We start from the raw sequence: 12,733 nt of genomic DNA, 5'->3' as shown, positions 1-12,733 counted from the left end.
GGAGACAATTGTGGTGTATCTGGACAATATGTTCGCCGGTCTAAAAAAGACACCAGAACTAGAGCGTCTGAAGCAGCAACTGCTGTCCGGGATGGAAGACAAGTATCATGAGCTGAAGTTGAATGGTAAATCGGAGAACGAGGCGATCGGCATCGTTATTTCTGAATTCGGCAATATCGATGAGTTGACAGCTGAGCTAGGCATTCATCAGGAAAGTGTAGAACCACAAATTCCTGTATTGACCCTACAAGAGGCTTACGACTATGCGGCTGCCAAACGCAGTTCTGGATTTTGGATTGGTCTTGGCGTCTTTCTCGCTGTGTCTGGTGTGGCGCTATTGATTTCCCTAGATACTCTGTTTGAGAATAACTCCATTATGACTAATAACAGTTCAATGGAAATGGGCACATTGCTCGGACTAATCGGAATGTTCGTGCTAATCGCAGTGGCAGTAGGGATGTTCATCTATAGCGGTATGAAACTTGAACGATTCAAAAATCTGGAGCATGGCTTTCAATTACCTTATGAACTGAAGACGGAGCTACAACGCAGCCAGAACCAGTTCGCCATGACTTTCCGGATTTCAGTAATTATGGGTGTCTGTCTATGCGTGCTATCGCCAGTATTTATTTTCGCTGCGGCATTTATCAACGATGACTTTACACCATATGGAGTTGCTGTCTTTATGCTTACTGCAGCTTTGGCAGTATTCTTGTTTGTCTATTATGGGAATATTCAAGGTGCTTACACGAAACTACTCCAAGGGTCGCGTATCACGTCCACAGATAAGAAGGAAGAGGAACGGATAATCGGAGCAGTCGCTGGAATTGTATGGCCACTAGCTACAGCGATATTCCTGTTTATTGGATTTGTCTATCAGCGGTGGGATATCAACTGGGCAATATTTCCTATTACCGGCATTCTTTTCGGTATGTTTTGTAATGTCTATCATATCCTGAAGAGAAAAAATGTTTCCTAAACAAACAAAACTAAACAGCATGAGTCCAGTGGGAATACCAGGAACATGCTATTTAGTGGGTTTTAATATAGTAATAATGTTACTAAAACTAGGTAAATAACCAATCTTCTGTGCTTACAATTGCATACGTTATAAAAGCATTAGCTAACCTTTTGTTGAGCGGCCCTCTTTATTTGAGGGTCGTTTTTTTATGTTTCTCTATTGGTAGTATATTGCATCATGCTTTATAGACTGTTTTTAAATGATGGATATTCCAACATTGCTTGGTTCCATCAGCCAAAATCAGTTCTATCATTTGACCGCTCCCCTTTTGTAGTAAGCCAATTTTATTCGGCTTATCACCCAAATCAAAAACAACTAAGCTGCCTTCAAGTTTTTTACACTGCTCCGCGAATGATCGAGATAAAGTGAGGTTTATAATTGGTAACGTATGATTATTAAGAGAATACGGCGTGACATCATTGCTATAAGGGATTAACCATTTCAAATGATTCATTGAAACAAACATCGCTTTGTAGACAGGAGAGTAGAAAACGAAGTAATCATTCATAATACTAGTTAAATAGCCATGAATAGATTTATTCCCTGTAATATAAATTTCTACAAAACTACCTTTAGCGTTTTGAAGTATTTTTCGGAAAGAGAGGTTTTCTGTTTGATAATCAATAGGAACTTCGGGGGGATTATCTTCCTCATTATTGGATAATGCCATTTTTAAGTTTTGTACATGAACCAATGGTATATAATAAAAACGATTTTCTGAGAAGAGTACAACTAGATCAGTCCCAACGTCAATTAATGTTCCTATATAAATGTTATTGCCAGAGATCTCTATTTCAACTTTTTTATTGATGAATGGGTAAAGATCATTCATATTTAAAACCTCCTAATTTGAATGAAGTTACTAAAATAACCATGATACCCAGTAATACAAAATAACCAAAGTGATAACCACCGTGATTGGAATGACGACGGAAGTCACTTTCAAATAATCGCCCCAACTTATTTTCACTTTACCTTTCTTAACAATATGCATCCACATCAACGTTGCAAGAGTTCCAATTGGTAAAAGGAGTGAACCAATATCACTACCAATGACACTTGCTAGATATGATATTTTTAGTGTAAGGGGCTCGAGATTCATATTCGTTAAGGTAAGTGTTCCAACCATTAAAGCAGGATGGTTATTGAATAAATTTGAAAGAATCGACACGAGTATCCCCATCATGACACTCGCTTGAAGTAAATCACCCGATATTATCGGTTGAAAAAAGCTTATGAGCATTTGGGTTAAGCCAATATTATGCAAACCATAAATAATGACATACATACTAAAAGCAAACACAAGAATATACCAAGGGGTCTTCTTCAACATATCGGTTGGAGGGATTTTCAAGTAAATCCAACGCCAAGTTAGCAAGAAGATAGAACCGATTACTGCCATTAAAGGGACCGGAAAGTGGATGTAGGAAGCTACGAAGAGACTCACCCGAACTATAAAAACAAAAATTAATATATAAATCATAAACTTGGTTTGTTTTTCATGCGGAATAAGCGGTTTGACTTCTTTTAATGGATGATATCCTTTTTCGGAAGCATGAGGTGAGAATCTTTTTGCTTCAGGTAACTTTCGAGGAAGGACACGGTAAAAGTAAGCAAATAACAAGAGAGCAAGGAGGAGAAGACCTAAAGTAGCAGGCACGAACATCATAGCTGTGTGCATGTAAAGATCCATGTGAACAATTTTCAAAGCAATCAAATTGACAATATTACTAACTCCGATTGGTGCACTTGAAGCCGTCGCTATCAATGCTCCTGACAATAAATATGGGATTTTCTGATGATTTTTTAGTCCGATATTATGAAGCAACATCATTAGAATCGGTGTGGTAATTAATATGCTACCATCATTGTTAACGAAGAGGGTCATTAAAAAACAAAGAAGGTTGGTTAACCAGAACAATCGAATACCTGAACCCTTTGCTAGTTCTAACAACTTGTTTGCACTCCAATGAAAGAATCCAAAACTTTCTAATACGATGGCCATGACGATTGTTGCTATTATGGTGACTGCAGCACCGCCAATTGTTTCGGTTATTACACCTAGATCAGTTAATGTGACACTGCCGATAAGAAAAATGAAAAATGCACCAATAGTTGCTGGTATAGCCTCGTTTACATTGGGACGCCAGAATATGAAAGAGATGGTACACAAAAAGGTAATAATGGTGAGGGCAATCATAACATTGTGCATTAACTTAACCTCTATTCGCATAGATTTTTTCTCTCTCTATTTATTAATCTTTCTATTAAACATAGCTCATCGTTCTCATCCTCCATCTTTATGCGACTTATCTATTCATTTGTATTGTATGTACATGCATCCTTGCATGAGCTAAGCGGAATACCTATTTCTATCATTTTCAACTAATATCAAGTATTGATAGATATCACTAGTTGATAGATGCCATGGATAGTGAAATGTCATCTCGTGAAGGATATTCATGCAATTTACCGAATAGTTTAAAAAATCTAAACTTAATAAAGTGAGGAACACTTATGAGAAAAGATTTAATAAAAACGTTTTTATCGTCTTAACTTGTTATAGATTTTGTTATTTTGTCTGGATGTAATTCAGCAGAACAGATAAAACCGATAAAAGAAGAATTAGATATCACTAGAAACAACATTATGAAAGTATGCGGCTACTTTTTATGTACTTGGTAACGAGAAGAATCTTTTTTGTTGGACTCATTGAATACTTTTTTTTCAATTTAACATAAATATTGACACTTTGATTAGCTGCTCACTATAATGATGATGCAGCTTGATTTATACAATATATGTAATTTCTACTATTTACTACACAAGAAAAGGAGTGATTGAATGCAGGTGAAAAATTTGATTCACCAGTTGTTTGAGCAACAAACAGAACGTACACCCAATGAAGAAGCCGTTAGATTCGAGGGGAAGTCCGTAACTTACGACGAGTTGAACCGTCGCGCAAATTTACTAGCGTATCGGTTAAGGTCGCTTCGTGTCGGACCAGACATTCTAGTAGGAATATCTATGGAGCGTTCGATTGAAATGGTTGTTGCACTTTACGCTGTATTGAAGGCAGGGGGTGCGTACGTACCGTTAGATCCGGATTATCCGAAGGATCGACTTGCTTATATGATTAATGATAGCGACGTAAGACTTGTAATTACGCAGCGTCAATTTTCAGAACTACTGGATGAGTTTGACGCCGATGTACTGATTTTAGATGAAGTAGAATCATCGGAAGGATATCGAGAAGAGCAAGGAAATCTTAATATCACTTTAGATGAAAACAATCTAGCTTACATGTTCTATACCTCAGGATCAACCGGCAAACCTAAAGGCGCAATGAATACACATGCTGCCATACGTAACAGAGTTCTCTGGCTACAATCTACCTTCCTAATGACGCAAAACGATAGACTTCTTCAGAAATCTCCTTATAGTTTTGACGTTTCGGTATGGGAATTTTTCTGGCCTCATATGTGTGGTGCAAGTCTCATTATGGCTAAGCCCCAAGGGCATCTTGATACCTCATATTTGTGGGATGTTATGAAACGTGAGTCAATTACATTTGTACAGTTCGTGCCAACGATGCTCCAGACCTTTTTAAGCTCAGACCTATCCGAAGATCTCCCTCTTCTGAAGCATGTTTTCTTATGTGGGGAGCCTTTATCTGCAGCGCTGAACGAACGCTTCTGCAGCACAATGTCTGGACAACTCCACAATCTGTATGGCCCAACAGAGGCAGCGGTATTTGTAACGAGTTGGACTAGCGACCGTAACCTTGAACGATCTATAATTCCGATTGGTAAGGCTATTTCTGATGACGAAGTGTACGTCCTAAACGACCGATATGAACAGGTCAGTCAAGGTGAAATCGGAGAACTCTTTATCAGTGGTATCGGACTTGCACGTGGCTATCACGGCAGACCGGATCTGACTGCCGAGCGATTCGTACCCGATCTGTATAGCAAAGAACCGGGATCACGTATGTACCATACCGGAGATCTTGGACGCTGGCTCAGTGACGGGAATCTTGAATGTTTAGGTCGAAACGATGATCAAGTAAAGGTACGGGGCTTCCGTATCGAGTTAGGTGAGATTAGCAATGTACTTGAACAACATCCAGGCGTCAATCAAGTCGTAACTGTCGTTCGTGAAGATCAACCCGGAGACCAGCGCATCACAACTTATTTCATCCCTAACCCTGTATATTCTCCATCTATTAGCGAGTTAAGAAATTATCTACAGAAGCATTTACCCGACTATATGATTCCTTCTTATTTTATTGAGATGGAGACATTCCCACTAACCCCAAGTGGCAAGACAGACCGGAAACTATTACCGAGTCCAACTGTGTCACGCCTCATGATCAGTCAAGAATATGTTCCACCACAGACTTACATTCAGAAAGAGCTTGCTCAGATCTGGTCTGGATTTTTCAATTTTGATGAAATCGGACTTGATGACAATTTTATTGATTTGGGCGGTCATTCGCTCGTAGCAACTCAAATACTTGTCCGCTGTGGACATCTATTTGGTGTGAAAGTATCTCTAAAAGACATGCTTACACAAGGAACGACAATTCGCTCACTTGCTGCGATCATAGAAACGAATTTACTTGCCGACACCGACGATGCCGAACTCGAAGCGTTATTGAGCGAAATGGAACATCTATCAGAAGCAGAAATCGAGGCGTTACTGAAGTGACAATCATTAGACGAAAGGAGGGGAAAGTTGTTGGCAAATTTCGTTCTTAGCACGCATATGACGAACGGAGATGTACTCCCGTTCCTACGGTTGGCTTCTGCACTTCGTCGCCGCGGACATAAGGCAACTCTGGTGACACACGGTGTGTTTTCACAACTTGCCGAGAAGTCAGGTATCGCATTTCGTGGGATCGATAAACCAGAGGAATATACAGAGATCATGAAAGATCTTTCCATGATCGAGGATCCGCTGAATAAGCCTGAACTCTATGAAGATTACCAACGCAAGTATTATACAAAGGAAAAATTCCAACACGAGTATGACATCATAACAGAGCTTTGCCAAGAAGAAGATTCCGTACTCATTTGTAGGGATCGTGACGGTTATGTAGCAATGATCGTGTCTGAAATTATGCAAGTACCTATCGTCTCCGCAATACTGGCACCAAGCTATGTAACGCAGCTGCATATCTGGGAGGAACTTGGACTGGACTTCGGAATATCAAGTATTAATACTTTCCGGAACGATCTAGGACTTACTCCGGTATCGAATTGGACATCGTGGATGGGAGCTGTGAAGAAAAACATCGGTTTCTGGCATGAGAGTTTTGATGCAGCAGTCGAAACTCCAGATTGGGCGCTGAAGGTGGAAACAGTAGGTTTCCCACTCGCAGATGAGATCGAATACGAGCCATTGCCAATCGATTTACTAGATTTTATCCAGTCAGGCGAGAAGCCGCTTTTGATTACAGGTGGGACAGGCAAAATGATTAAACCGAACTTCTACCAGGCTGCGATTGAAGGTGTCAAATTGTCAGGTCAGCGAACGATTCTGGTTACAAGACATGAAGAATTCATTCAAGGCGAGCTTCCAGATCATATTCGCTGGTACAAGATTCTGCCACTTGCCAGTGTCTATCCACTAGTCAGCGGCGTGATTCACCATGGCGGGATTGGAACAATTACCGGAGCGATGACTGCAGCGGTACCACAGCTAGCGCTCGCAGCCGATACGGATCGACCAGATAACGGAAGGCGGATTAAACAACTCGGTATCGGCGATTATTTACCGCCGATGCAGTGGGAACCAACATTGATCGCTAATACTATAAAAACCATCCAGACAAATGCGGTGAAGGAGCGCTGTCGTCAGTTAGCTAAGGCCTTGGCAGAACATGATACGATGACAATGGCATGTACAGCTATTGAATCGGTCATTGGTAGGAGAAGCAACGCCATTGAATCGGATCAATTGAGTGTAGATTATATGGCAGCAAAGCAGGAGCAGCTCTTACAAAGCGTAGTCTCGTTAGCGGATCATCGTCTAGATGTAAACAATGAGGCACTTAATTCCAACAAGCGTTCTTTGCTCGCGCAGAGGCTTTTACAGCGTCAACTTAACAATCAACAATTGCCTTTGACGGAGGTGCTCTATGACTAAAACAATTGACCGACTCGAACAATTGTCACCTGAACGCCGAGCTCTCCTTGCGATGAAGGCTAGGCAGCAGAAGGCAAAAGCTGCTGCAGAATCCGCTATTATTCCGAAACAGCAAAGGCCAGCTGGTGAGAACAAGTTCCCATTATCGTTTCCACAGCAGCGAATTATGTTTTTCGAAGAGTATATGCCTGGAACATCGAGATATAACTTTGCTAACGGCTATAAACTGATTGGTGAACTTAACATTCCAGCTCTGCATAGAACATTGAACGAGATAATTAAGCGCCATGAAATTATGCGTGCTGTCATTGCTTACGAGAACGATGATTACGTGCAGATGATTCGTCCTCAGATGATAATCGACCTACCTATAATTGAGTTGAAAGATGAAAATAAAGTTTATGAGCTCATCGACAAAGAATCAACGGCACCTTATGATTTTCTGAATGGTCCGCTTGTGAAAGCGATGCTTTTCCGTCTTGATTCGGAAATGCATATCCTAGTCTGGATGACACATCACTTAATCTATGACGGATGGTCAGCCGAAGTGTTCGACGTAGAACTTGCCACGATCTATCGCTCTATCACGCTAGATGAGCCATTGTCTCTACCAGAACTACCGATTCAATATCCGGACTTTGCCGTTTGGCAGAGGCAATGGATGACAGGATCAGAATACGAAGATCAGCTCGATTACTGGAAGAAGAAACTGACACCAGCACCAGCAACACTTGATCTTCCAACAGATTATCCGCGCCCCGCTATTCAAAGTGAACGCAAAGCCGGTTTCTACAGCTTGACTCTCGATCCTTCATTCTCACAGCGTATCCGTGAAACGAGTAAACAGCTCGGTTGCACCTCGTTCGTCCTTTTACTAGCTGCTTATAAAGTACTTCTAGCGAGCTATAATGGCAAGCAAGAAATTGTCATTGGGACGCCTATGGCGAATCGAGGTAAGCAGGAAATAGAGAAGCTAGTTGGTTTCTTTGCCAACACAGTTGCGCTGCGTTCCGAAATCGACATGGGTGGTACCTTTAGCGACTTTATTGCAAAAGTCCGAGACACAGTGCTCGAAGCAAACGATAATCAGGATTTGCCGTTCGACCGGCTTGTCGAAGAGATGAATCCGGAACGTGTAATTGGTCATTCACTTTTCTTCGATACGATGTTTTTGTTCGAGAGAATTGGTCAGTCTATGATTAATCTACCTGAACTCCAAATTGTACCTTTCGTGGGCGATGGCAAACGTGGAGGCATGCTGGATCTGACGATGACAGTATTCGAGAATCAAAAATTAGGTATGGATGTTACGTTGACGTACAGGGTAGACCTGTTCCGCGAGTCAACCATTCAGCAATTGGCAGACCAGTACAATAATATTTTAGAGCGTATATTAAACAATTCAAAATTACCCTTATATGAAATTGCATCACTTTCGAGCGAACAATTAAGAAAAACTCTCGTCGATTGGAATGTTGTCGAGACTTCTATGGCGGAGTTCCAATTTCCGCACCTCAATGTTGAGCGACAAGCAATCCTTACACCTATGACATTAGCCGTATGCTCTGAAGGGGTTAGTCTGACTTATCTGGAACTGAATGAAAGGGCGAATCGTCTAGCACATTATTTGCGAGGAATAAAGGTTATACCTAATCAAACAGTAGGTCTTTATATGGAGCGCTCAGTCGATATTATCGTTGGCTTGCTCGGCATCTTAAAGGCAGGTGGCGCTTATGTTCCACTTGATCCTAAGTTACCAGTAGAAAGATTAAGATTGATTGCTCAGGAAGCTGAAGTATCGGTTATCGTAACCGAAAGCTCTATAACTGATCAACAGCCACTATTCGACAGTACGGATTCTTCATCGTTACGCACCGTTTCACTCGACAAGGACTGGGATGCGATCGCTAGAGAAGATGCAAGTAATCCAGAAGTTGTCTCGAAACCGGAAGATCTAATGTATGTATTGTTTACCTCAGGATCAACGGGCAAACCAAAGGGCGTAGCAGTTGAGCATAGCAATTATGCCAATTATTTGGATGGCATAATGGAGCGTATGAAGTTAAAACAAGAGTTGAGTTTCGCCATCGTCAGCACGCTTGCTGCCGACCTCGGAACGCCAATGATTTGGGGAGCATTTGCAACAGGAGGAACACTGCATGTCATCCCGTATGAACGTGCTGCTGATCCCGATGCTTTCGCGGCATATTGCGAGTTGTATCCGATTGACGTCATGAAGATCGTTCCAAGTCATATGGAGTTACTTCTAGGCGTATCTAATCCGAGCGTTATCATACCTCGCGAATGTTTAATTCTAGCAGGTGAAGCCTCACATTGGGGAACAATTGCAGACATTCGACGACTTCATCCTAGTTGCAGAATCCAGAATCATTATGGCCCTACAGAAACGACGGTTTCCGTGCTAGCTTATGAAGTTCCTGTTGATGCAAAAGAGAACGATCATCAAGCGATTCTTCCGCTTGGTCGTCCTATACCGAACGCACCTGCGTATGTGCTTAACGCTTATCTTCAACCGGTTCCTGCTGGTTCCATTGGCGAATTGTATATCGGCGGTAGCGCAGTCACACGCGGCTACTATGGTAAGCCAGATCTAACTGCAGAACGATTTATACCTAATCCATTTTCAGTCCGACCGGGCTCAAGAATGTATCGTACAGGTGATCTCGTTCGCCATTTGCCAAACGGAACAATTCAATTTATTGGACGGATGGATCAACAGGTCAAGATTCGAGGTTATCGTGTCGAAACAGGCGAAATAGAGCAAGTCCTCCTGCAGTTCGAAGGAATACGCGATGCGGTCGTAATAATACGTGAAGATGAACCCGGAGACAAACGATTGATTGCCTATCTAGTGCGGGAGCACAACTTGACACATGGTAGTCAAGAGCAAGATATGCTTGGAACTAAGATCGATGTAAGTGCAATAAGAAAGCATATTAAAAACATTTTACCAGACTATATGTTACCTTCGGCCTTCGTCGAGATCGAACGGCTACCGCTTAACGAAAACGGTAAGCTTGATCGTACTAAGTTACCTGCACCTAGTGTCGAAAATCGAGCAGGTGATGCCGGATTTATTCCACCCGAGACCAAAGAAGAGCATCAAATTGCTGCAGTATGGGGTGAGATACTAGGTCTAGATAAGGTTGGAGTCACCGACGAATTTTTTGATCTTGGTGGTGATTCGTTCAAGGCGATTAAAGTTGTACGTAAGATGGGCAATTCATTCAGCGTGATGGATCTCTTTCAGTATCCGACAATTCGTGAATTAGCAGAGCATCTCTCATCAGGAGCCACGCGTAGTGATGATTTACTAATTGAATTTAAGAAGGCATCCAATATCGGAGGCAAAGCTATTACATTAGTATGCGTACCGTACGGTGGGGGTAGCGCGATTACATTCCAGCCGATGGCTAAAGGGTTGCCACCTAACTATTCTTTGTTTGCCGTCGAACTACCCGGGCATGATTACAGTAGAGATGGTCAATTGCTAATGTCGCTCGAGGAAACCTCAGCTCGGATTGCAGAAGAAATCATTAACAAAGTTAAAGGTGAAGTTTATCTGTATGGACATTGCTTAGGCGGGGCAATGGTACTTCGTACCGCGCTTTTGCTACAGGAAGCGAATGTAGAGGTAAGTGGAGTCTTTATGGCAGGCACCTTCCCTGGAACAAGACTACCATTCAGATTTACGGAATGGTGGCATAGATTATTCCCACAGGAGAAATGGACGTCCGATAAATTCGCACGCGACATGCTCCGTGCCTTTGGTGGTTTCGATGACGAAATATCCCCGGAAGAGCAGAAATTCGTGCTGCGTAACTTGCGGCATGATGTACGAGAAGCGGAGGATTATTACACAGCTTTGTACGCTCTACCAGAGCAACCAAAACTGAAAGCTCCAGTATCTTGTATTGTCGGCGGTGCCGATCGAATGACTGAGTTCTACGAGGAACGTTACTTGGAGTGGCAGGATTTCAGTGATGATGTGAGATTGCATATCGTTGAACAGGCTGGCCATTATTTTCATAAACATCAATCAGATCATGTCGTAAAAATTATATCACAGCAGATTCGTCAGTGGGATGATGATAACGAATTAGAAAAAAAACGTTTTTCTTTGAACAACGAATCTCAGACAACATCAGTCACTGAGCACGTAAAAATAAGGAAGCAGTTGCAGAAGGACGTTAAACCCAGCATAAAAACGTTTTTATTAGTTACATTGTGCTTGATTATTTCCACAATAGGTACGTCATTGACCGGATTCGCCTTAGGAATATGGGTTTACGAACGTTCCGGATCGATTTCAGATTATGCGACGATATCGCTGTATGCAATACTTCCCACATTGTTGCTGCTACCTCTCGCAGGTGCAGTTGTGGACCGCTATGATAGACGAAAGGTGATGTTGGTAGGTCAGTTATTAGCATTATGCTCGTGTATCTTCATCGCGACTATGTTCTATATGGACGCATTATCACTGTGGGCGATCTACGTAGCTGCAGGTATAGGATCAATCGCTGGAGCTTTCACGATGCCTGCCTACCAAGCCGCAACAGCGCAACTCGTACCAAAGAGGTACTTGGGACACGCGAACGGATTAGGACAACTCGTTATGTCCTTGAACGGAATTATGGCGCCTGCACTTGGAGGAGCTCTAGTCGTATTGATCGGGCTACAAAGAATTGTCATTATCGATCTCGTACTATTAAGTCTGTCAATTGTCATTCTCTCGCTGATCCGATTCCCGAACTTGATGTTCAAAAAGCGCGAGGAACCAATGAGCAGAGAAATCATTGGAGGTTGGAAATATATTATGCAAAGGAAGAGCTTGATCGCAATGGTCGTGTTTTTCATTGTTGTCAATTTCTTCATGAGCTTATATAACGTACTAACGACACCGTTCCTTCTACAATTCATGACCGCTGACAAAGTTGGTATTGTAATTGCCTTCGAAGGTGCAGGACTATTAATCGGCTCGATACTTATGTCAGTATGGGGCGGATTTGACCGTAGAGCGGATGGGATGGTCGGGTTCGTTATGTTGACTGGTGCATCGATTGCAATTGCAGGTATCTATCCTTCACTTGTGACTGCAGCCATCGGATTATTCGGCTTTGGTCTAGCACTTGCACTTATTAATACGCACTGGCTTGCATTAATTCAAACGAAGGTAGGACTTGAATTACAAGGTCGAGTATTGGCAACGAATCAAGTTATGGCTTTCAGCATGCGTCCACTTAGTTTCCTTCTTGCAGGACCACTTGTAGCGTCTGTTTTCGTTCCACTTGCTTCCGCGTTGCCAGCAGGAACTAAGGACACAGGACTATTCGGAACTGGAGATGGGATGGGCATTGGGCTATTAATCACTTCGATCGGTGTCATCCTGTTCATCTGGGGATTACTCGGTATGAAATATCGACAATTGCGCTATATGGAGACAATTTTACCTGATGCTGTGCCTGATGCCGTGATTATTCGAAATAAAGATCAATTACAGCAACTTGCAGATCGCCAAATTGGTGCAGGGATCTAATT

Annotated in this window: 6 protein-coding genes; 4 read left to right on the top strand and 2 right to left on the bottom strand. The window is 42.2% G+C overall.

Translation table 11 applies throughout. The features are described from left to right. Window positions 1-28 precede the first annotated feature (28 nt). Window positions 29-979: a permease prefix domain 1-containing protein gene (locus NAG76_17960; protein URN93694.1), complete on the top strand. Its 951-nt coding sequence runs from the start codon at window positions 29-31 to the stop codon at window positions 977-979. Between the two features lie 217 nt (window positions 980-1,196). Here NAG76_17960 and NAG76_17955 read toward each other — a convergent pair whose 3' ends face one another. After that, on the bottom strand, window positions 1,197-1,853 hold the full coding sequence (locus NAG76_17955) for a DUF2642 domain-containing protein (GenBank protein ID URN93693.1): 657 nt from the start codon (window positions 1,851-1,853) through the stop codon (window positions 1,197-1,199). A gap of 30 nt (window positions 1,854-1,883) precedes the next feature. Further along, on the bottom strand, window positions 1,884-3,233 hold the full coding sequence (locus NAG76_17950; GenBank protein URN93692.1) for an arsenic transporter: 1,350 nt from the start codon (window positions 3,231-3,233) through the stop codon (window positions 1,884-1,886). Window positions 3,234-3,865: 632 nt separating this feature from the next. On the opposite strand from NAG76_17950, the gene NAG76_17945 reads away from it, so the two are divergent. The 3 genes from NAG76_17945 to NAG76_17935 are packed head-to-tail and all read left to right on the top strand — an operon-like array spanning window position 3,866 to window position 12,731. Next, entirely contained in the window at window positions 3,866-5,731 is a 1,866-nt protein-coding gene (locus NAG76_17945) for a non-ribosomal peptide synthetase (GenBank protein ID URN93691.1), read from the top strand. A gap of 30 nt (window positions 5,732-5,761) precedes the next feature. Further along, a complete protein-coding gene (locus NAG76_17940) occupies window positions 5,762-7,171 on the top strand; it encodes a glycosyltransferase (GenBank protein ID URN93690.1) in 1,410 nt (469 codons plus the stop codon). After that, window positions 7,164-12,731 carry an amino acid adenylation domain-containing protein gene (locus NAG76_17935; GenBank protein ID URN93689.1) on the top strand — a complete coding sequence of 1,856 codons (5,568 nt, stop codon included), beginning with the start codon at window positions 7,164-7,166 and terminating at the stop codon, window positions 12,729-12,731. Before NAG76_17940 ends, NAG76_17935 begins: the two co-directional genes overlap by 8 nt. Window positions 12,732-12,733: the final 2 nt, after the last annotated feature.

It is taken from the genome of Candidatus Pristimantibacillus lignocellulolyticus, assembly GCA_023639215.1.
GTDB lineage: Bacteria > Bacillota > Bacilli > Paenibacillales > Paenibacillaceae > Pristimantibacillus > Pristimantibacillus lignocellulolyticus.
The sequence above is the reverse complement of the archived record's forward strand: the minus strand, read 5'-3'. Positions and strand labels throughout refer to the sequence as shown.